At 64.6% G+C, this 21,362-nt stretch carries 19 protein-coding genes; 12 read left to right on the forward strand and 7 right to left on the reverse strand.

The window, feature by feature from the left end; translation table 11 throughout:
• Positions 1-7: 7 nt before the first annotated feature.
• From glgA to EYB42_RS06780, 4 genes are all read left to right on the forward strand, one after another.
• Positions 8-1,438: a glycogen synthase GlgA gene (gene glgA, locus EYB42_RS06765; protein WP_135449110.1), complete on the forward strand. Its 1,431-nt coding sequence runs from the start codon at positions 8-10 to the stop codon at positions 1,436-1,438.
• Positions 1,435-3,567 (forward strand): glycogen debranching protein GlgX, encoded by a 2,133-nt coding sequence (glgX, locus tag EYB42_RS06770; RefSeq protein WP_276605852.1) that lies wholly within the window; start codon positions 1,435-1,437, stop codon positions 3,565-3,567. Before glgA ends, glgX begins: the two co-directional genes overlap by 4 nt.
• Positions 3,564-5,189: an alpha-D-glucose phosphate-specific phosphoglucomutase gene (locus EYB42_RS06775; RefSeq protein WP_135449111.1), complete on the forward strand. Its 1,626-nt coding sequence runs from the start codon at positions 3,564-3,566 to the stop codon at positions 5,187-5,189. The genes glgX and EYB42_RS06775 overlap by 4 nt, the downstream gene beginning before the upstream one ends.
• A gap of 95 nt (positions 5,190-5,284) precedes the next feature.
• Positions 5,285-6,817: a trimethylamine methyltransferase family protein gene (locus EYB42_RS06780; protein WP_135449112.1), complete on the forward strand. Its 1,533-nt coding sequence runs from the start codon at positions 5,285-5,287 to the stop codon at positions 6,815-6,817.
• Between the two features lie 38 nt (positions 6,818-6,855).
• Here EYB42_RS06780 and EYB42_RS06785 read toward each other — a convergent pair whose 3' ends face one another.
• The 4 genes from EYB42_RS06785 to EYB42_RS06800 all read right to left on the reverse strand — a co-directional run bounded on the left by EYB42_RS06785 (position 6,856) and on the right by EYB42_RS06800 (position 10,467).
• Complete coding sequence (locus EYB42_RS06785) at positions 6,856-7,431, reverse strand: retropepsin-like aspartic protease family protein (RefSeq protein ID WP_135449113.1); 576 nt, start codon at positions 7,429-7,431, stop codon at positions 6,856-6,858.
• A gap of 51 nt (positions 7,432-7,482) precedes the next feature.
• A complete protein-coding gene (locus tag EYB42_RS06790) occupies positions 7,483-8,103 on the reverse strand; it encodes a MarC family protein (RefSeq protein WP_135449114.1) in 621 nt (206 codons plus the stop codon).
• 59 nt (positions 8,104-8,162) lie between these two features.
• Positions 8,163-8,546 (reverse strand): DUF2267 domain-containing protein, encoded by a 384-nt coding sequence (locus EYB42_RS06795; RefSeq protein ID WP_135449115.1) that lies wholly within the window; start codon positions 8,544-8,546, stop codon positions 8,163-8,165.
• Between the two features lie 73 nt (positions 8,547-8,619).
• Positions 8,620-10,467, reverse strand: coding sequence for an ABC-F family ATP-binding cassette domain-containing protein (locus EYB42_RS06800; RefSeq protein ID WP_135449116.1), 1,848 nt, complete (start codon positions 10,465-10,467; stop codon positions 8,620-8,622).
• Positions 10,468-10,591: 124 nt separating this feature from the next.
• On the opposite strand from EYB42_RS06800, the gene ndk reads away from it, so the two are divergent.
• The 4 genes from ndk (at position 10,592) to EYB42_RS06820 (ending at position 13,499) form a co-directional block, all read left to right on the forward strand.
• Positions 10,592-11,014, forward strand: a complete 423-nt coding sequence (ndk, locus tag EYB42_RS06805; protein WP_135449117.1) for a nucleoside-diphosphate kinase — start codon at positions 10,592-10,594, stop codon at positions 11,012-11,014.
• A gap of 173 nt (positions 11,015-11,187) precedes the next feature.
• On the forward strand, positions 11,188-11,877 hold the full coding sequence (gene rpe / locus EYB42_RS06810; protein WP_135449118.1) for a ribulose-phosphate 3-epimerase: 690 nt from the start codon (positions 11,188-11,190) through the stop codon (positions 11,875-11,877).
• The gene (gph, locus tag EYB42_RS06815; protein ID WP_240784005.1) at positions 11,870-12,538 is read left to right on the forward strand and encodes a phosphoglycolate phosphatase; all 669 of its coding nucleotides are present in this window, start codon (positions 11,870-11,872) and stop codon (positions 12,536-12,538) included. The genes rpe and gph overlap by 8 nt, the downstream gene beginning before the upstream one ends.
• Positions 12,539-12,713: 175 nt before the next feature.
• A complete protein-coding gene (locus EYB42_RS06820) occupies positions 12,714-13,499 on the forward strand; it encodes a helix-turn-helix transcriptional regulator (protein ID WP_135449119.1) in 786 nt (261 codons plus the stop codon).
• Positions 13,500-13,755: 256 nt separating this feature from the next.
• Here EYB42_RS06820 and tsf read toward each other — a convergent pair whose 3' ends face one another.
• Positions 13,756-14,664 carry a translation elongation factor Ts gene (gene tsf / locus EYB42_RS06825; protein WP_135449120.1) on the reverse strand — a complete coding sequence of 303 codons (909 nt, stop codon included), beginning with the start codon at positions 14,662-14,664 and terminating at the stop codon, positions 13,756-13,758.
• A gap of 72 nt (positions 14,665-14,736) precedes the next feature.
• Positions 14,737-15,495 carry a 30S ribosomal protein S2 gene (gene rpsB / locus EYB42_RS06830; RefSeq protein WP_135449121.1) on the reverse strand — a complete coding sequence of 253 codons (759 nt, stop codon included), beginning with the start codon at positions 15,493-15,495 and terminating at the stop codon, positions 14,737-14,739.
• Between the two features lie 339 nt (positions 15,496-15,834).
• Here rpsB and EYB42_RS06835 point away from each other — a divergent pair, with 339 nt between their 5' ends.
• From EYB42_RS06835 to EYB42_RS06845, 3 genes are all read left to right on the forward strand, one after another.
• Entirely contained in the window at positions 15,835-16,725 is an 891-nt protein-coding gene (locus tag EYB42_RS06835) for a PfkB family carbohydrate kinase (RefSeq protein ID WP_135449153.1), read from the forward strand.
• On the forward strand, positions 16,722-17,636 hold the full coding sequence (locus EYB42_RS06840) for a pseudouridine-5'-phosphate glycosidase (protein ID WP_135449122.1): 915 nt from the start codon (positions 16,722-16,724) through the stop codon (positions 17,634-17,636). The genes EYB42_RS06835 and EYB42_RS06840 overlap by 4 nt, the downstream gene beginning before the upstream one ends.
• 81 nt (positions 17,637-17,717) lie before the next feature.
• Positions 17,718-18,434 carry a DUF502 domain-containing protein gene (locus tag EYB42_RS06845; RefSeq protein WP_240784006.1) on the forward strand — a complete coding sequence of 239 codons (717 nt, stop codon included), beginning with the start codon at positions 17,718-17,720 and terminating at the stop codon, positions 18,432-18,434.
• Positions 18,435-18,491: 57 nt separating this feature from the next.
• On the opposite strand, the gene EYB42_RS06850 is transcribed toward EYB42_RS06845, so the two are convergent.
• On the reverse strand, positions 18,492-19,265 hold the full coding sequence (locus tag EYB42_RS06850; RefSeq protein WP_135449124.1) for a 3-hydroxybutyrate dehydrogenase: 774 nt from the start codon (positions 19,263-19,265) through the stop codon (positions 18,492-18,494).
• Between the two features lie 258 nt (positions 19,266-19,523).
• Between EYB42_RS06850 and EYB42_RS06855 the strand changes: the two genes are divergently transcribed.
• Complete coding sequence (locus EYB42_RS06855) at positions 19,524-21,359, forward strand: extracellular solute-binding protein (protein WP_394346486.1); 1,836 nt, start codon at positions 19,524-19,526, stop codon at positions 21,357-21,359.
• The last annotated feature ends 3 nt before the right edge of the window (positions 21,360-21,362 follow it).

The raw sequence follows: 21,362 nt of genomic DNA on the forward strand, positions 1-21,362 counted from the left end.
GGGCGCCATGACAGTGCGCGGGCGGGTGCTATCGGTGGCGTCGGAATGTGTTCCGCTGGTCAAGACCGGCGGGCTGGCCGATGTGGTTGGCGCGCTACCCGGGGCCCTGACCGCGACCGGCTGGGAGATGCGGGTGCTTCTGCCAGCATATCGCACGGTCCGGGCCCGGGCGGCCGACTGGCCGGTTCTGTTGGAGGAGCCGGACCTCTGGGGCGGGCCGGGGCGGGTGCTGTCAGGCGAGGTAGCGGGCGTGCCGCTGCTGCTGCTGGACGCACCGCACCTTTATGACCGTGACGGCGGGCCCTATACGGGGCCATCGGGCGATCATCCCGACAATGCGGTGCGCTTTGCGGCTCTGTCCTGGATCGGGGCTCGTATCGCGCGCGAGGGGCTGGGCGGCTGGAAGCCGGACATCCTGCATGCCCATGACTGGCAGGCTGGACTGGCCCCTGCCTACCTGGCCTATCACGGCGCCGGCGGGACAAGAACGGTCATGACCATCCACAACATCGCCTTTCAGGGCTGGGCACCCGCCCACATGCTGGGGGTTCTGCGCCTGCCTGGTCACGCCTGGCACCCCGAGGCGCTGGAATATTACGGGGGAATTTCCAGCCTGAAGGCAGGTCTGGTCACGGCCGACCGGATCACAACGGTTTCGCCCACCTATGCGGCGGAACTGATGCGGCCAGAATTCGGCATGGGGCTTGAAGGTGTGATCGCGGCACGGGCGTCGGTGGTCTCTGGGATCCTGAACGGGGTGGACACGCGCATCTGGGATCCCGCGCGGGAGGATCCGGGCTATGACCGCAAGTCCATCGCCGGCAAGGCCGCGCATCGCAAGGCCCTGTGCGAGGAGTTCGGGCTGGAGGTTCCCGGACCGCTGGCCATAGTGGTCAGCCGGCTGACCGACCAGAAGGGTATCGACCTTCTGCCGCTGGTGATCCCGGATTTCGTGCTGGGCGGCGGCGGACTGATCGTGCTCGGATCCGGCGATGCGGGGCTGGAGGGGGCGATGCGGCATCTGGCCGACCGGTTTCCAGGCCGGGTAGCCGTGCGGATCGGCTATGACGAGGGGTTGAGCCACAGGCTGTTTGCCGGGGCGGATGCCGTGCTGGTGCCCTCGCGGTTCGAGCCCTGCGGACTGACGCAGATGTATGGCCTGCGCTACGGCACACTGCCGCTGGTGAGCCTGGTGGGCGGGCTTGCCGATACGGTGATCGGCGCATCGCCCGCAACTCTGGCGGTCGGGGCGGCCACAGGGGTGACCTTTCATCCGGTCGATGCGCTTGCCTTCGGGCAAGCAATGGCAAGGCTGCTGGAGCTTTTCCGCCAGCCCAGGCTTTGGGCGAAGCTGCGTGCCAATGCGATGGCCCATCCCGTAGGCTGGGAAAACAGCGCCAAGGCCTATGCGCACCTTTACGAAGGGTTGGTGGCGTGACCTCGCAAGGCGTCTCGCCGCCCGCGCGGCTGGCCGGCCATGCGGTCGGGCCGGGCCGCCCCTGGCCAATGGGGGCCAGCCTGACCGGCGACGGGGTGAATTTCGCCGTGTTTTCGGCCAATGCCGAAAGGATCGAACTGTGCCTGTTCTCTTCCGACGGGCGGAAAGAGCTGTGCCGTCTGCCCATCATCGAACGGGACGGCGACATCTGGCACATCCATGTCGGAGGCCTGACCCCCGGGACCGTCTACGGATTTCGCGCCTATGGCCCCTATGCACCCGAACAGGGGCACCGCTTCAACCCGAACAAGTTGCTGCTCGACCCCTATGCCCGCGCTCTGGAGGGGCGTCTGAAATGGTCGGATGCGCTGATGGGCTACAAGATCGGCAGCCCGCGCGGGGATCTAAGCTTCGACACCCGGGACAGTGCCTTTGCCGTGCCCAAGGCAGTGGTGACCGACCCCAGTTTCAGCTGGGGCAACGACCAGCCGCCGTGCACCCCGCGCATCGACACGGTGATCTACGAAGCGCATGTCAAGTCGATGACCCAGCTGCACCCGGGGGTCGAGAAGGGCCTGCGCGGAAGCTATCTGGGCCTGTGCTGTGACCCGGTAATCGACCATCTTCTGAAGCTCGGCGTCACGGCAATCGAACTCTTGCCGGTTCAGGGCTTCATCGACGACCGCTTTCTGGTGGCCCGGGGCCTGCGCAACCACTGGGGCTACAACACCCTTGCCTTCTTCGCCCCCGAGCCCCGCTACATGTCGAAGGGCGCGCTGTGGGAATTCCAGACCATGGTGCGCCGCTTTCATTCCGCAGGGATCGAGGTGATCCTGGATGTGGTTTACAACCACACGTGCGAGGGCGACGAATGGGGGCCGACGCTTTCGTTCCGTGGCCTCGACAATGCCAGCTATTACAGGCTGGCGATGGGTGGGCGATATTACGTCAACGACACGGGAACGGGGAACACGCTGAACCTGACCCACCCGATGGTACTGCGGATGGTGATGGATTCGCTGCGCTACTGGGTCGAAGTCGGCCATGTCGATGGCTTCCGCTTCGATCTGGCCACCGTTCTTGGACGCGAGGCGCACGGTTTCGACCCGAATGGCGGGTTCTTCGATGCGATCCGGCAGGATCCGGTCCTGTCGCGCGTCAAGTTGATCGCCGAACCCTGGGACATCGGCCCCGGCGGCTATCAGCTGGGCGCCTATCCGCACCCGTTCCAGGAATGGAACGACAGGTTCCGCGATGGGGTACGGCGGTTCTGGAAGGGCGATGCGGGGATGACACGTGATCTTGCAGCGCGCATCCTGGGCAGCGCGGAACGCTTCGACCATTCGGGGCGCGCGGCCACGTCCTCGATCAACTATGTCACCAGCCACGACGGCTTTACGCTGGAAGATCTGGTCAGCTACACCGTCAAGCGAAACTTCGCCAATGGCGAGGACAACCGGGATGGCCAGAACGAGAACCACAGCGACAATCTGGGGGTCGAAGGGCCGACGCAAGACCCGGCCGTGCTTGCCGCCCGCGCGTTGCGCAAACGGAACCTGCTGGCCACGCTGATGCTGAGCCAGGGCGTCCCGATGATCCTTGCGGGCGATGAAATCGGGCATTCGCAGGGTGGAAACAACAACGCCTATGCGCAGGACAACGAAACGAGCTGGATCGACTGGTCGAAGGCCAACCGCGACCTTCAGGCCTTTGTCGAACGGTTGACTGCGCTGCGCCGGTCGTTGCCCGTCCTGCGGCAGCGCCGGTTCCTGCATGCCCGCCTGCGCGCTGCGGACGGCCTGCAGGATGTGATCTGGCGCCGGGCAGACGGCACGGTCCCCCAATCCGAGGAATGGCACGACCCGGCCTTCCGCTGCCTGTGCGTCGAGTTGCGGATGCAGGCCGAAGGCGGGGATCCCAGCCCGGATGCGATCTTTGCCGTCTTCAACACCGGGTCTTCCGCCGCGTTGCACCTGCCCGAAACCGCGCCGGGTTGGGAGCTTTTGCTGGACACCACGCGCCCCGACCTGGTGCCCACCGGCAAGGCATCCGACATGACCCATGTGCCGGCGCATTCGGTTCTTCTGTTCCGGTCGCTCGCCGGCACGTCCAAGGGAGGAAAGCCATGATCACCACTGTCGCAACGACCCCGATCCCGGGTCAGAAGCCCGGCACCAGCGGATTGCGCAAGAAGACGCCGGTCTTCATGGGGCGGCACTATCTGGAAAACTTCGTCCAGTCGATCTTTGATGTGGTGGGCTGCGCGGGCAAGACCTTTGTCCTGGGCGGCGACGGGCGCTATTTCAACGACCGCGCAGCGCAGGTGATCCTGCGGATGGCGGCGGCGAACGGGGCGGTACGGGTGATCGTGGGGCAGGGGGCGATCCTGTCGACGCCGGCGGCATCGCATCTGATCCGCCTGAACAGGACGGACGGCGGGATCATCATGTCGGCCAGCCACAACCCCGGCGGCCCGAATGAGGATTTCGGGGTCAAGTTCAACATGCCCAACGGCGGCCCCGCGCCCGAAGCCGTCACCGAGGCTATGTATCGCCGCACGACAGAAATCGCCGAATACCGCATTCTTGAGGCACAGGATGTCGATCTGTCGCAGGTCGGCCGGCAAACGCTGGGCGGAATGGTGGTGGATGTGGTCGATCCCGTGGCCGACTATGCGAACCTGATGGAAAGCCTGTTCGACTTTGCGGCTATCCGCGACCTGTTCGCCGGCGGGTTCCGCATGCGGATGGATTCGATGTGCGCCGTAACCGGGCCCTATGCCGTGGAGATACTGGAAAATCGGCTGGGCGCAGCGAAGGGGACTTGCGTGAATGCAACGCCCCTGCCTGATTTCGGCGGCCTGCATCCTGACCCTAACCCCACCTGGGCAAAGGCGCTGATGGACGAAATGTTCGGCCCCGAGGCGCCGGACTTCGGTGCTGCATCAGATGGCGACGGCGACCGCAACATGGTGGTGGGCAGGGGAATCTACGTCTCGCCATCTGACAGTCTGGCGGTGTTGGCGGCGAATGCGCATCTGGCCCCAGGTTATGCCGGGGGGCTGAAGGGCGTGGCCCGGTCGATGCCGACCAGCGCCGCGGTGGACCGGGTGGCCGACGCGCTGGGGATAGCCAGGTATGAAACGCCGACAGGCTGGAAGTTCTTCGGCAACCTGCTGGACGCCGGCCGTGCCACCATCTGCGGCGAAGAAAGCTTTGGCACCGGGTCGGACCACGTGCGCGAGAAGGACGGGCTATGGGCGATCCTATTGTGGCTGAACATCCTGGCGGTCCGGAGGCAGTCGGTGGCCGAAATCCTGCGCGAACATTGGGCAAGTTTCGGGCGCAACTACTATAGCCGCCACGATTTCGAAGCGATCGACACGGCTGCGGCCGAGGCGATGATGGCGGGCCTGCGGGCGTCGCTGGGCAGCCTTCCCGGCCAGGTCATCGAACATATGACGGTCAGCCGCGCGGATGATTTCGCCTACGCCGATCCCGTGGATGGGTCGGTAAGCGCGGGGCAGGGGGTGCGCGTGATGTTCGAGGATGGCAGCCGGATCGTATACCGGCTTTCCGGCACGGGAACAGAAGGGGCCACCCTGCGGGTTTATCTGGAACGCTATGCGCCGGGGCCTGATGGTCTTGACCATGACCCGCAAGAGGCACTCGCCCCGGTCATTCGCGCAGCCCATGCACTTGCAGGCATCGCACATCACACCGGCCGGATGGCCCCGGATGTGGTGACCTGACAAGATTTTAGTGGCTCGATGTCGCAAATGGACCAGACCCCAGTTCTCGATACGCCAAACCTGACACCCATGTCGAGTTTTCTGGAGGAGCGGCAATGGGCGAGGGCAGGGTGCGGTCGGGCCGGCAGGCACGGCAGGCGGAACGGGCGGCAAAGGGGGGCGGCATGGGCCGGCCCTACATCGTGCGAAACATACCGACCTATGACGTGCTCTCTGAAGAGAACCTGATCCGAATAGAACAGGCAGCCGACCGGGTTCTGGCCGAAACGGGGATCGAGTTCCGCGACGACCCCGCGGCGCTGGACCTGTGGCGCCGTGCCGGCGCAAAGGTCGATGGCGTGCTGGTCAAATTCGAACCCGGCATGCTGCGCGAGATCCTGAAGTCAGCTCCATCCGAGTTCACCCAGCATGCCCGCAATCCGTCCAATTCGGTTCGGATCGGGGGCAGGAACGTGGTGTTTTCCCCCGCCTATGGCAGCCCCTTCGTGATGGATCTGGACCGCGGCCGCCGCTTCGGGACGATCGAGGACTTCCGCAACTTCATCCGCCTGGCGCAATCTTCGCCGAACTTTCACCATTCCGGCGGGACGATCTGCGAACCGACGGATCTGCCCGTGAACAAACGGCATCTCGACATGGTGCTTGCCCATATCGAATTGTCGGATCGGCCCTACATGGGCTCTGTCACCGCTGAAAGCCGGGCCGAAGACAGCATCCAGATGAGCCGGATCGTCTTTGGCGAGGCGTTTGTGAACGAAAATTGCGTTATTCTGGGGAATGTGAACGTCAATTCGCCTTTGGTCTGGGATGGCACGATGACGCTGGCATTGCGCGCCTATGCCCGCGCCAATCAGGCGGCGGTGATCGTGCCGTTCATCCTGGGCGGGGCGATGGGGCCGGTGACGAATGCGGGCGGGATCGTGCAGGCCTTGGCCGAAACGATGGCCGGCTGCGCGCTGACGCAGCTGGAACGAAAGGGCGCACCGGTGATCTTCGGCAACTTCCTCAGCTCGATGTCGCTGCGATCGGGCAGCCCCACCTTCGGCACGCCAGAGCCAGCGATCGGTTCGCAAGTGATCGGGCAGCTGGCGCGTCGGCTGAACCTGCCGCTGCGGTGTTCGGGCAATTTCACCACGTCGAAGCTGCCTGACGCGCAGGCGATGATGGAAGGCACCATGTCCATGCTGGCAGCAATCCATTGCGGGGCAAACTTCATCCTGCATTCGGCCGGGTTCCTCGATGGCCTGTTGTCCATGTCTTACGAGAAATTCATGCTGGATGCAGACCTGTGTGGCGCGCTGCACGCCTATCTGGACGGGGTCAGGATCGACGAAGACCAGCTTGCCGTCGAGGCCTTCGCCGAGGTGGGGCCCGGCAACCACTTCTTCGGTTGCAGCCACACGATGAAGCACTATGAAACGGCCTTCTGGGACAGCGAGCTGTCGGATAACGAACCGTTCGAGAAATGGGAGGCTGCCGGCTCAACCGATGCCGCGACGCGTGCCAACCGGCTTTGGAAGAAGCGGCTGGCAGAATATCAGCCGCCGCCGCTTGACGACGGCATCCGCGAGGCGCTGCATGACTTCGTCGCGCGCAGAAAGGCCGAAATGCCAGACGCCTGGCACTAGGGCCGGAAAGGGGGCGGCCGAAAACCCGGGGCTGGACGTCATGGCCTGAGGATCAGCTTTCCGTCGGCAAATTCCATCCGGAACTGACCCAGGTAGTCCATGCCCAGAAGCGACTGTTCCAGCACGCCTTCGGTGACGAATGCACGGAAATCCTGGTGCCGGAACGGGCCCAGTTCGACGATCGGCAAGGTCACCCGCGCCGTCCGCACCACGCCGTTTGCGGTGTTGGCCTGGCCAAGGAACATCAGGCTGTCCGGCGCGATTCCCAGCCGCTCGGCATCCCGGTCCGACAGCACCATGCCCGAGGCGCCGGTATCGACCATGAACCTGATCGGCGTGCCATTTATCGTAAGCGTCAGGTAATAATGCCCGTCCGGCGCGCGCGGCACCACGACCGATCCGGTCTGCGTCACCTCTTGCATGGGCAGGATGTCGCGGCGGATGTCGGACCAAAGGCCGTATCCGGCCACGATCCCGACGAAGATCAACCCCCAAGCCATGGCCATGCGCAGCGCCTGACCCATGCGCTGGCGGAATTCGACCAGCACCCAGCCGCCAAGCGCCACCAGGATGATTGCCAGATAGCCCACGCGGGCCAGGGTTTCGCCGTCCATGCCTGTCTCCATTCCCGCCTGATATGGGGGTAGGGGGCGGCGAAGGAAAGGTCAGCCGATCAGTCCCGTGCCGCGCACGCCATCGATCACGAACTGCACCGAAAGGGCCGCCAGCAGCATGCCCAGAAGGCGGGTGATGACGATGGTGCCGGTGCGGCCCAGCATCCGCTCCAGAGGCGGAGAGGCGAGCAGGAAGGCGAAGGTCACCGCCATCATCACCAACATCAGCCCCAGCACCCAAAGCGTGCCGGTCCAGTCAGGCCCGGCCTGGCCGACCAGCAGGATCATGGTGGCGATCGCCCCGGGCCCCGCGATCAGGGGTGTTGCCAGTGGAAATACCGAGGGGTCGTGGTCAGGCTCGGCCTGCTGCCCTTCGCGCCGCTGGGTACGGCGCTCGAACAGCATGTCGAGCGCGGTGAGAAACAGCAGGATTCCGCCTGCGATGCGGAAGGCAGGCATCGAGATGCCGACGAAGGCAAGGATCGCCTCGCCAGCCAGGCCGAAGATGAGTAGAAGAAAGGCTGCGATCAGGCAGGCCCGCCGCGCCATGGCCCGCCGCTGGTCGGGCGCCATGCCGCGGGTCAGGGCGATGAACAGCGGCACAAGGCCCGGCGGGTCGATCACCACGAACAGCGTGGCGAAGGCGGTGATGAGAAAGGCGGTTTCCGGCATCTGTCCCCCGGGAGTTTCCCGCAGGCTAGGCGGCAACCCGCGCTTTGGGAAGCGGAACCTCAGACGATGCCCGGGCCGAGGGTCGCCGGATCCAGACCAGGGGTTGACCAGAAGTCGGCCGCGATGGGGGGCAGGGTGGCCAGCGCCCGCTCCTGATCCGCGCGCAGAACGGACTTGCGCAAGGCGTAGGCGGTCGCCGCGACGCAGATCGGCGGTGTCAGATTGTGGTGTGGGCGCAAGGCCATCGCCTCGGTCGTCCAGTCCGCGCGGATGCCGGGCAGGACGGGCGGCTCGATCTGCCAGTCGGCGACGAAAAGCGCACGCAGGACGCTGGGCAGGACCTGGGCGAGGTCGATGGCCTGCTGCGCGGTCAGCCGTCGCCGGAAGGCCGGCAAGACGCCCCGGACGGCGGTGTAGGCAAGGTTGTCGGTCTCGAGATCCATCGCCTAGCGCGCGTGGGCAAGAAAGGCCTGCCATTCGCGCGTTGCCTGGCGGTAGGTCCAGGGTATCGGCGTCTCAGACAACCGCCTCCAGCCGTTCCTGCGCGGCAAGCCACAGCGCCTCGGCCTTGTCGAGCGCCTGCATCACCTCGGCATATTTCGCGTTCCAGGTGGCCAGTTCGCCCTTGCGCGCGTCCTCGTAAAGCGCGGGGTCGGCAAGCTTGGCCGAAAGCTTGTCGCGCATCTCGCTCAGCTTTTCCAGCCGCTCCTCGCACTTGCGGACCTCTGCCTTCAGGGCAAGGATCTCATCACGACTGGTTTTCCTTGTTTTTTCCGTTGGTTTCGGCGCGGTTTTCACCTCGTCATCACCCGCCAGAAGCTGGCGGCGGTAGGCTTCCAGATCCTCGGTATAGGGCGTCACGGTCCCATCCTTGACCAGCCAGAGCCGGTCAGCCACGAGGCTGAGGAGATGCATGTCGTGGCTCACCAGGATCACCGCACCCGGATATTCGGTCAACGCCTCGACCAGTGCCTCGCGGCTTTCGATGTCGAGGTGGTTGGTGGGTTCGTCGAGGATCAGAAGATGCGGCGCGTCGATGGTGGCCAGAAGCAGCGACAGTCGCGCCTTCTGCCCGCCCGACAGACGACCCACTACCGTTTCCGCCTGGTCCGCCATCAACCCGAAGCCCGCCAGCCGCGCGCGCAGGCGGGCCTGCCCCTCGTCCGGGCGCAGGCGCACAACGTGCTGTAGGGGCGTCTCGTCGAGATGCAGCTCGTCAACTTGATGTTGGGCGAAATAGCCAATCCGCAGCTTTGACGAGCGGGCGATCCTGCCCTCGGACGGTTCAAGTTTACCCGCCAGAAGCTTGGAAAGTGTAGACTTTCCTTCGCCATTCCGCCCAAGGAGCGCGATACGGTCGTCCTGGTCGATGCGCAGGTTTAGCCGGCGCAGGACCGGGGGGCCACCATAGCCCACCGCTGCCCCGTCCAGATTGATGATCGGCGGCGCGAGCTCCTCGGGGGCAGGGAAGCTGAAGGCGACCTTCTTCGCCTCTTCCGGCGGCGTGACCGGGGTCAGCTTCTCCAGCATCTTGACGCGCGACTGCGCCTGTGCGGCCTTCGTGGCCTTGGCCTTGAAGCGATCGACGAAGCTTTGCAGATGGGCACGCCGCGCTTCGACCTTCTTCGCCTCGGCCTGCAACACGGCGCGGCGCTCGGCCATCTGGCGTGCGAATTGGTCGTAGCCGCCTTGCCAGTAGGTGAGCTTGCGGCTGTCAAGATGCAGGATGCCCTGCACAGCGCGGTTCAGAAGGCCACGGTCGTGGCTGATGATGAGGACGGTGTGGGGGTATTTCTGAAGATAGCTTTCCAGCCAGAGCGCGCCTTCGAGGTCGAGATAGTTGGTCGGCTCGTCCAGAAGCAGATAGTCGGGCCGGGCAAACAGCACGCCCGCCAGCGCCACCCGCATTCGCCACCCCCCCGAGAACGCGGAACAGGGCATGCGCTGTTTGTCAGCATCGAAGCCCAAGCCCCGGAGAATGCTGGAAGCCCGCGCTTCGGCCGACCAGGCGTCGATGTCAGAAAGCCGGGCCTGGATCTCGGCAATCCGGTGCGGATCGGTGGCGGTCTCGGCCTCGGCCATCAATGCCGCGCGTTCGGTATCGGCGGCCAGCACCGTATCCACCAGCGAGGTGTCCGAGGACGGCACTTCCTGCGCGACGCCGCCAATGCGGGCACGCTGGGGCAGGGTGATCGTGCCGCCTTCCAGCGCAAGCTCTCCCCGGATCAGCCGAAAGAGCGTGGTCTTGCCCGCGCCGTTGCGGCCGACAAGGCCCACCTTGTGGCCGGTCGGTATGCTCGCGGTCGCGCCCTCGAACAAGGGGCGGCCCTCGACGCTGTAGGTGATGTCCTCGATCTTCAGCATGCAGGCGAAGTGCCCTAAGCGCGCCCTGCAGTCAATGCTGCGGCACCTTTTCAAGCCGGGCAGGCCGTGGTAGCAGCCGCCCGTCCCATTCCGGCGTGCGCGCCGCAACCCCATGGAGAGCCCGATGGCCATTGAACGCACCCTGTCGATCATCAAGCCCGACGCGACCAAGCGCAACCTTACCGGCAAGATCATTGCCAAGTTCGAGGAAGCCGGCCTGCGCGTCATCGCATCTAAGCGCATCCACCTGACGCCCGCCCAGGCCGGCCAATTCTACGCCGAACACAAGGAGCGCCCGTTCTACGGCGAGCTTTGCGCCTTCATGGCGTCGGAGCCGGTCGTGGTGCAGGTGCTGGAGGGCGAGAACGCCATCCTGAAGAACCGCGAAGTCATGGGAGCGACCGATCCGGCCCAGGCCGCCGACGGCACGATCCGCAAGGAATTCGCGCTGTCGAAGGGTGAGAACTCGGTGCACGGCTCGGACAGCGAAGCGTCGGCCGCGCGCGAGATTGCGTTCTTCTTCTCGGGCCTCGAACTGGTCGGCTGATCGAAACGCAATATCGAAGCGGCCCGGTTGAAGTGACCGGGCCGTTTCTGTTTGGAGCAGGGAGTAAGCGCAAATCCGATTATCGCATAATCAGTATTATGTAATGTAAAGGGCTCTGGCAAGCCGGGGCTCCCCGGGATATGACGCGCCACACCCCCACAGGAGCCTGAGCCATGTTCGATCGTTCCATCAAGATCGCCCCCTCTATCCTGGCTGCGGATTTTGCCAACTTCGGCGCGGAATGTCGCGCGGTCGAGGCACAGGGTGCCGACTGGGTTCATGTCGATGTCATGGACGGCCATTTCGTGCCGAACCTGACGTTCGGACCGGCGATGTGTGCTGCACTTCGGCCGCACATAAAAGGCGTGATGGACGTGCATCTGATGATCTCGCCGGTGGATCCGTGGCTGGATGCCTTCGCTCAGGCCGGTGCCGACATCATCACCGCACATCTCGAGGCCGGACCGCACATTCACCGCACCTTGCAAGCCATTCGTGCACTTGGAAAAAAGGCCGGCGTTGCCCTGAACCCCGGCACCTCGGTCGAGGCGGTGTCCGATCTTCTTGACATTGTGGATCTGATTTGTGTCATGACGGTCAACCCTGGCTTCGGCGGTCAGGGCTTCATCGCCAGCCAGGTGGCCAAGGTGGAACGCCTGCGCGCCCTGATCGGCGACCGCCCGGTGCACATCGAGGTTGACGGTGGCATCACCGAAAAGACGGCGCCCTTGGTTGCAGCCGCTGGCGCCGATGTGCTGGTGGCCGGTTCGGCGGTGTTCAAGGGTGGCTCTGCTGACGCCCCGGCCGCCTATGGCGCCAACATCCGCGCAATCCGGGCAGCGGCCGAGGCAGCGCGTGACTGATCTGCCTGCCTTGATATTCGATCTGGACAGCACGCTGATCGACAGCGCGCCCGATATCCATTGCGCGGCCAACAAGGTGTTCGGCGCCCGGGGCATGGAGCCCTTCCCCTTCGACGTGGTCCGGGGCTTCATCGGAAACGGCGTTGGCGTGCTGGTCAGCCGCCTTCTTGGCAGCCGAGGGATGACGGATAGCGGTGACCTGCATGCGGCAATGGTTTCGGAGTTTCTGAGTATTTACGAAGAAGCCTTTGCAATGACTTCGCTTTACCCATCTGTGGCAGAGATGCTGACCGATCTGCATGATCGCGGCTATCCCCTGGCTATCTGCACCAACAAGCCACAGGCACCTGCACGCGCCGCACTGCGCCATTTCGGAATTGATCAGCTGTTCCGGGCTCTCATCGGCGGAGACAGTATGGCCGAACGCAAGCCACATCCTGCCCCGCTGCGGGCCGCCATCGCGGCAACGGGCGCACGCCGGGCGCTGTTCGTTGGCGACAGCGAGGTAGATGCCGAAACCGCCCACGCAGCAGACGTTCCGCTGGCGCTGTTCACGGGCGGCTATCGCAAGGCTTCGGCCGAGTCGCTTGGGGCGCGGATCATCTTCGATCATCATGATGCCCTGCCCCGTCTTGTGACACATCTGACACCAAGACTTTGATTTCCCGCCCCGGTGTCGATGAAAAGTTCCGTCTTGTCGCGGCATCGCCGGCATTTCGCCATGCGAAGTCTCGACAGCCCGGCTTGCGTTCCGTATCACTCGCGCATCGCCGGGGTGTGCCCAGAGGCTGAGACCACCTCTCCGCAGGGCTGCGCTGGCGACAGGAAAGATTGCCATGACAGATCATTCGATTTTGCCTCTCTTGAACCGCATCGCTGCCACGCAGAGCATTGATGAAGCCTGGGCGCTGGCGACCGCACATTTTGCCAGCCTGGGCTTTCGGCGCGTGAACTACGGCTTCACGCGGTTCCGCCATCTGAAGACGATCGGCGATCCGGACGATGCGCTGTTTCTGTCCACCTGCGACACTGACTATGTGAACCGCTATTTCCGCGGTGGATTCTATGCAAAGACCCCCGTCTTTCGCTGGGCCGAATGCAATTCGGGCGCCTGCACCTGGACATGGGTGAAGGAGGCGTTCGAAGCCGGACACCTTTCCGCAGAAGAAGCCGAGGCCGTGCGGCAGAACCTGGCCATGGGTGTCACTGCCGGGATCTCGGTCAGTTTCCCCGAGGTTTCGGCACGGTCGAAGGGCGCAATGGGCATGATTGCCGACCCCGGCCTGACCCACCAGGATGTGGACCGCATCTTTGCCGAAAGACGCGAAGAGATCCTGGCTGTCGCCAACATGATGCATCTGACGATTGTCCACCTGCCCCATCTTTCCCGCCACCGGGCGCTAAGCCCGCGCCAGCGTGAAGCTCTGGAATGGGTTGCCGACGGCAAGACCACGCAGGACGTGGCGCTTCTCATGGGCGTCAGTCCTGCCATGGTCGAAAAGCTCCTGCGGCTTGCCAGAGAGGCGTTGTCCGTCGAAACCACGGCGCAGGCGGTGGCCAAGGGCGCATTGCTGAACATGATCTTCCAACGACAGCCCGACGCGGCCCGCGCAGCGCGATAAGGCCAGGTAAGGTTTCCCATACTGTCCTTACCCAAGGTCAGATGTATGGTCCGCCGAATACGACGCAAGGTTCTCCGGTCCGTTTCTGGTGCGGCGGGAACCCGGTTCGTTCCATCGTGTCCTCATCCCCAGGGTCCCGGGACGAACCTGACGGCGCGGCTCTCCCCGGGGCTGCGCCGTTTGCATTTTCGGGGCGCCGAAAAGCAAAGGGGCCGGCACCTTGCGGCTCCGGCCCCTTCCCCGTTCGTCCGGGCAATCAGCCTTGCAGGGCCTTTGCCACTTCGGCGGCAAAGTCTTCCTGCTTCTTCTCGACGCCTTCGCCCACCGCGACGCGCGCGTAGCCGGTGATCTCGACCCCGGCTTCCTTGGCCGCTTGGGCCACCGTCAGGTCAGGGTTGATCACGAACGCCTGGCCAAGCAGCGTGTTCTCGGCCAGGAACTTCTTCATCCGGCCCGGGATGATGTTTTGGTGGATCACCTGCTCGGGCTTGGGTTTGGCCGAAGCTGCGTTCTCTTCCAGGGCCTTGGCGGTCTGCACGGCCAGCTCGCGTTCCAGCACGGCGGGATCGAGCGTGGCTTCCGACAGCGACAGCGGCGCGGTTGCCGCGATGTGCATCGCGAACTGCTTGCCGATCTCTTCCGCCTTGGCCTTGTCACCCTTCAGCGCGACCAGCACGCCGATCTTGCCCATGCCAGGAGCGGCAGCATTGTGTACATAGGACACCACGGTGTCGCCTTCCAGCACATGCATCCGGCGGAAAGTCATGTTCTCGCCGATGCGGGCAATGGCTTCCTGGATGACGGTTTCGACCGTCTTGCCGTTCAGATGGGCGGCCTTCACGACCTCGATCGAGTCGCCGGTGGTCAGCGCCACGTTCGCCACGTCGCGGACCAGCGCCTGGAAGTCCTCGTTCTTGGCGACGAAGTCGGTCTCCGAGTTGATCTCGATCGCCACGCCGCGGCCATCGGTGACGGCGACGCCGATCAGGCCTTCGGCAGCGACCCGGTCGGCCTTCTTGGCGGCCTTGGCCAGGCCCTTGGTGCGCAGCCAGTCAACGGCAGCTTCCATGTCGCCGTTGGTTTCGGTCAGGGCCTTCTTGGCATCCATCATCCCCGCGCCGGTCGATTCGCGTAGTTCCTTCACCATCTGAGCGGTGACAGTCATTGTCTCTCTCCTTGGAATCGATGGCCCGGCGGGATAGGCCCGCCGGGTGAAAATTCGGTGACAGTCCGGGGCTCAGGCCTCGGCGACCGCCTGTTCCTCGGGGGCAGCTTCCAGAGCGCCCAGGTCGACACCGGCCGCGCCCATCTGGGCCGACATGCCATCAAGCGCGGCGCGGGCCACGAGGTCGCAATACAGCGCGATGGCGCGCGCCGCGTCGTCGTTGCCGGGGATCACATAGTCAACGCCCTTGGGCGAGCAGTTGGTATCGACCACCGCCACCACCGGGATGCCCAGCTTTTGCGCTTCCTGGACGGCGAGGTCTTCCTTGCCCACGTCGATGATGAACAGAAGGTCCGGAATGCCGCCCATCTCGCGGATGCCGCCCAGGCTGGCCTGCAGCTTGGCCTGGTCACGCTCCATCCCAAGGCGTTCCTTCTTGGTCAGGCCCTCGCCACCCGCGCCCAGCACCTCGTCCAGGTGCTTCAGGCGCTGGATCGACTGCGAGACGGTCTTCCAGTTGGTCAGCGTGCCGCCTAGCCAGCGGTGGTTCATGTAATACTGCGCGCATTTCTCGGCGGCTTCGGCGATCGGCTTCTGGGCCTGACGCTTCGTGCCGACGAACAGGATGCGGCCGCCCTTGGCCACGGTGTCGCGCACGACCTTGAGGGCCTGTTCCAGCATCGGAACGGTCTGGGTCAGGTCGATGATGTGAATGCCGTTGCGGTCGCCATAGATGTATTCCGCCATCTTGGGGTTCCAGCGGGCGGTCTGGTGGCCGTAGTGAACGCCAGCCTCAAGCAGCTGACGCATGGTGAACTCGGGGAGCGCCATGTCCTTTTCCTTTCCGGTTTCGCGCCTCGGGCCAGTGATTTCAGGGCTATTGCCCCAACCGGTGGACCTGACGGGATTTCTCCCCGCCAAGGCCCGCACCAACCCTGTGAAGTGCCGAGCGTATAGACGGAAGCTGTGAGGGCATCAAGGCCCTGTTTCGCCCATCCTCTCGCAACCTCCCCCGACGGCTTCATGCAGTCGTCGCCTTTCGACAGGCGGTTGCAGGGCATGACCCGAGACGGGCCTTGCCGCTAGCCACGAATGTCCAGACGCACGGGTGCGTTGCGCCTGCCCCCGGTCGGGCTTGCGCCGGTCGGGGCTTTCAGCAATCAAGGCGCCATGATGCCCGAAATCCTCTGCATCGGTTCGGTCCTGTGGGACATCATCGGTCGCTCGTCCACGTCGATGCGGCTGGGTTCGGACATGCCCGGACGCATCAGCCGCCTGCCCGGGGGGGTGGCCATGAACATCGCGATGACCCTTCGTCGCTTCGGCATGACCCCTGCCCTGTTGACAGCCATCGGTCGCGATGCCGAGGGCGACGAACTGCTTGCCGCCTGCGACCGACTGGGGCTGGTGACGGACCATGTCTACCGGCCAGATGATCTGCCGACTGACCGCTACATGGCCGTCGAGGGTGCGAATGGCCTGATCGCGGCCATTGCCGACGCCCGTTCGCTTGAGGCTGCGGGCGACAGGATCCTGCGCCCGCTGTCGGACGGGCGCCTTGGCACCGCAGCCAAGCCGTGGGGTGGGCCGATCGCCCTTGATGGCAATCTTACTGAGGCGCTGCTTGCCGCGATTGCGGCCTCTCCTCTCTTATCGGCCGCCGACCTGCGTGTGGCGCCTGCCTCGCCCGGCAAGGCCGGCCGTCTGCTGCCCCTGCTGGCCCATCCCTCGGCCACGCTCTACGTCAACCTGGAAGAGGCGAACATCCTGGCGCGCAGCGATGCATCCACCGCACCCGAGGCCGCCGAGGCCCTGCTTGCCTGCGGCGCAGAGCGCGTTCTGGTGACAGATGGCAGCGCGCCTGCCGCGGACGGGCGCCGCGGCAAAGGTGTCATCGCATCCGCCCCGCCGCAGGTGCAGGTGACACGTGTCACCGGTGCGGGCGATACGTTCATGGCCGCGCATCTGGTGGCCGAACGGCGCGGCGCCTCGCGTGCAGACGCCCTGGAACAGGCGCTGCGGGCCGCAGCATCCTATGTATCGGGAGATATCGGTTCATGACCCTGCCGCTTACCTATTCGCCCGAAGTGGCGCAGGCCCGAAAGGCCGGAGCCCCGGTTGTAGCCCTTGAAAGCACAATAATAACTCACGGCATGCCATTCCCGCGGAATGTGGAAACGGCCAGACAGGTGGAGGCCGAGGTTCGCGCCCATGGCGCCACGCCTGCCACCATCGCGATCATGGACCGGCAAATCCACATCGGCCTGACCGAGGCACAGCTCGACGCCCTGGGCCAGGCCCGGGACGTGGCAAAGCTTTCCCGGGCCGATCTGGCGGCCTGCCTCGCCTCGGGCGGCATCGGGGCCACCACGGTGGCCGCGACGATGATCTGTGCGCATCTGGCAGGTATCAAGGTCTTTGCAACTGGCGGCATAGGCGGCGTGCATCGGGGGGCGGAAACTACCTTTGACATTTCGGCCGACCTGAGAGAGCTGGCTGAAACCCCGGTCACGGTGGTCGCCGCCGGGGCGAAGGCGATCCTGGACCTGCCCAAGACGCTGGAATACCTGGAAACCATGGGCGTGCCGGTCATCGCCGTGGGCCAGGACGACTTTCCAGCTTTCTGGTCGCGTTCTTCGGGTCTGAAAGCACCGCTGCGCATGGATAGCCCCGCCGAGATCGCCGCCGCCCACCGCATGCGCGTCCGGCTTGGCCTGCCGGGTGGCCAACTGGTTGCCAATCCGATCCCGGCCGAGGCCGAGATCCCGCGCTCCGAGATCCTGCCGCATATCGAGGCTGCGCTGGCCGAGGCCGCGCGCGATGGGATCGCCGCGAAGGCCGTGACCCCTTTCCTGTTGCAACGCCTTTTTGAACGCACGGCCGGCCGGTCGCTCGCGGCCAATATCGCGCTGGTCCTGTCGAACGCCCGGCTGGCAGCAGCCATCGCCGCCCATCTGGACCGGCAAGACTGAAATTCTCGTGTGAAAGGCCCGGCCCCGTTGCGCGAGGCGCCCGGCTGACCCTAATGTGCCGCCTACTGGGGGCCTGACATCGTGAACGAACCGTCGCAACCGACCCGCCGCGGCTTTCTGGCCAGCCTGCGTGCCAGCTTCCTGACCGGTCTTGTCGTCGTCCTGCCCGTGGGGCTGACGATCTATGTCGTCTGGGCCGCGATCGGCTGGATCGACGGATGGATCCTGCCGCTTATTCCCGCCGCCTATCAGCCGGACGTACTGATCCGCGACTGGTTCGGACCGGATTACGAATTTCCCGTGCGGGGCATGGGGGTACTGGTCTTCCTGATCGGCACGATTCTGGTGGGCTGGCTGGCCAAGGGCCTTCTGGGCCGGTCGATCATCCGAAAGGGTGAAGATCTGGTTAACCGGATGCCGATAGTCCGGTCGATCTACGGCGCCCTGAAACAGGTGGCCGAGACCTTCTTCAACAAGAAGGAACAAAGCTTCGACAAGGTCGTTCTGGTCGAATTTCCCCGCCCCAGCAGCTGGGCGCTGGGGTTCCTGTCAACCCGGCCAAAGGGCGAACTGGCCGCGCGGCTCGCGGCGCTCGGGCCCGACATGTCGGCCGTGTTCGTTGGCCTGACGCCCTTTACCAGCGGGATGCTGCTTTTCGTGCCGACGAAGGATCTGGTCGTGATGGACATGGGCGTGGACGACGCCGCCAAGCTGATCGTTTCGGGCGGGCTGGTCTATCCCATGCCCAGGGAAGCGCCGGCCAAGCCTGAATCCCCCGGCAGGTCTGCGCCGCGCTAGGCCCCGATCTTTGCTTTGCCGTCGGCAAGGAAACCGCCTGCGCGCCCGGGAGGCGCCTTACAACGCCGTCCAGCCGCCATCGACGGAAATCGTCGTTCCGGTGATCTGATCCGCCGCCGGGCTGCACAGAAAGACAGCCGTACCACCAATCTGTTCGACCGTGGCGAACTGGCGCGAGGGCTGGCGTTGCAGCATGACCTCACGGATCACCGTTTCGCGGTCCATCCTGTGGACCTTCATCTGTTCCGGGATCTGCGCCTCGACCAGGGGCGTCAGTACATAGCCGGGGCAGATCGCGTTGCAGGTGATGCCTTGGCCGGCAACCTCCAGCGCAACGGTTTTGGTCAGTCCGACGACACCGTGCTTGGCGGCGACATAGGCCGACTTGAAGGGGCTGGCGGTCAGACCGTGGGCACTGGCAATGTTCACGATCCGGCCCCACCCCCGTTCTTTCATCCCCGGCAGGGCAGCGGCGGTGGCATGAAAGGCGGAACTGAGGTCGATCGCCAGGATCGCATCCCATTTTTCGACCGGGAACTCCTCGATCGGGCTGACGAACTGGATCCCGGCGTTGTTCACCAGGATGTCGCACCCACCGGCCTTTTCAACCAGGGCCCGGCATTCGGCCCCCTTTGACATGTCGGCCGCGATGTAACGCGCCGTCACACCGTGCCGGGCGCCCAGATCGCTGGCAAGCTCATGGTCCTCGGCGCGGTCGGTGAAGCTGTTCAGAACCACGTCGGCCCCAGCCGCCGCCAACGATTCTGCCACACCCAGACCGATTCCCGAATTCGATCCGGTGACGATGGCCCGCTTGCCCTTCAGCGTCATATCGCGCTCTCCCGTGCTGCATCTGCGAAAAAAGCATACGGCGATTGCGGCGGACGGCGCCAGTCATTGCGCACAAAAAAACGCCGGCGCGAGGCCGGCGTCAAGTCTTTGAGGCAGGTTTCATACAGGCAAGAAACCTATCGAGCAGTAACTTCCTTATAGTCGTCTCTTTGCCGATGGCCAAGCTAAAAGTTTGAATTGGCTGACGGACAAGCTTAGGCTCGGCGACCGGAACGACCTATGAACAGGGACCCCAGAATGTTGCGCGACCTAGCCGCTGCCGTGATCCGTCTTGCCCTGCCGCTGGCCCTTGCCGCAAGCGCGACACTGGCGCATGCCGAACCGATGCATGGCATAGCTATGTATGGCATAGCTATGTATGGCGACCCCGCACTTCCCCCGGATTTTGTGTCCCTGCCCCAAGCCAACCCTGATGCCCCCAAGGGCGGTCAGATCACCATGGCGGTGAACGGCAGCTTCGACACGCTGAACCCCTTCATTACCGCGGGCAGCCCGGCCGAGGGTGTCGCGCCCCTGACATTCGAGACGCTGATGGCGCGAAGCTTCGACGAACCCTTTACCCTGTACGGCCTTCTGGCCGAATCGGTCGAGACTGACGATGCCCGGACCTACGTGGAATTTACCTTGCGTGAAGAGGCGCGATTCGCCGACGGCAGCCCTGTGACGGTCGAGGACGTGCTCTGGTCTTACGAGACGCTGGGCACGCTGGGCCATCCGCGATACCATGGTGCATGGAAGAAGGTCGCAAGCGCAGAAGCGACCGGCCCGCGCACGGTGCGCTTCACCTTCAACACCGAAGACCGCGAACTTCCGCTGATCCTGGGCCTTCGTCCGATCCTGAAGAAGGCGGATTTCGACGGCAAGGATTTCGAGGCAACGACGCTGGACCGGCTGACCGGGTCGGGGCCATATGTCGTCGATCGCGTCGATCCCGGCGTGCAGATCACCTTCCGGCGCAACCCCGACTGGTGGGGAAAGGATCTGCCCATAAACCGCGGCCAGTGGAACTTTGATACGATCCGCTTCGACTATTTCGCCAACCCTGTCGCGGTCTTCGAATCGGTCAAATCCGGCGCGATCACTGCCTATCGCGAGGACAACCTTGCCCGCTGGGCCAGCCGCTACGACTTTCCGGCCATCACCAGCGGAGAGATGGTGAAGCTCGAGGTGCCGCACGACCGGCCCTCGGGGATCATCGGTTTCGTCATGAATACGCGCCGACCGCAGTTTGCCGACTGGCGCGTGCGCGAGGCGATGATCGAGATGTTCAACTTCGACTTCATCAACCGCACGATCACCGGCGGCGCCGCGCCAAGGATCACCTCCTACTTCTCGAACAGCCCGTTCGCGATGGTTCCCGGCGCCCCGGCCGAAGGACGGGTGCTTGAACTGCTTGAACCATTCCGCGCCGATCTTCTGCCCGGCACGATCGAAGGCTACGCCCTGCCGGCCAGTGACGGAACCGAACGCAACCGCGCCGGCCTGCGCCGCGCGCTGGCGCTTCTGGAAGAGGCCGGATGGACCATCGCCGACGACGGCCTTCTGAAAAACGCCGCCGGCCGGCCCTTCACCTTCGAAATCCTGCTGACCATCGGCCAGGACGAGGCTGCCAGCATCGCCGCGATCTATGTCGAGGCGCTGAAGGACATCGGCGTTACCGCCACGGTTTCCATGCTGGACAGCGCGCAGATGAAGACGCGCACCGACACCTTCGACTTCGACATGACCTACATGATCCGCACCATGTCGCTGTCACCGGGCAACGAACAGAACCTCTACTGGTCATCGGAGGCGGCCGATACCGAGGGCTCGCGCAACTGGATGGGGGTGAAATCGCCCGCCATCGACGCGGTGATCGGCGCGATCCTGTCCGCCCGCAGCCAGGAAGAGGCCGCGGCCGCCGCCCAGGCGCTGGACCGGCTGCTGACTGCCGGGCGCTATGTGGTGCCCTTCTGGTATTCCGACCGCAACCTGATCGTCCACCGAAAGGAACTGAAGCAGCCTGAAAGGGTGCAGCTTTACGGCGACTGGGGCTACTCCTATCTTCCCGCCCTGTGGTGGTATGAGGAATGACCG

The organism is Tabrizicola caldifontis, assembly GCF_004762095.1.
Taxonomy (GTDB): domain Bacteria; phylum Pseudomonadota; class Alphaproteobacteria; order Rhodobacterales; family Rhodobacteraceae; genus Tabrizicola; species Tabrizicola caldifontis.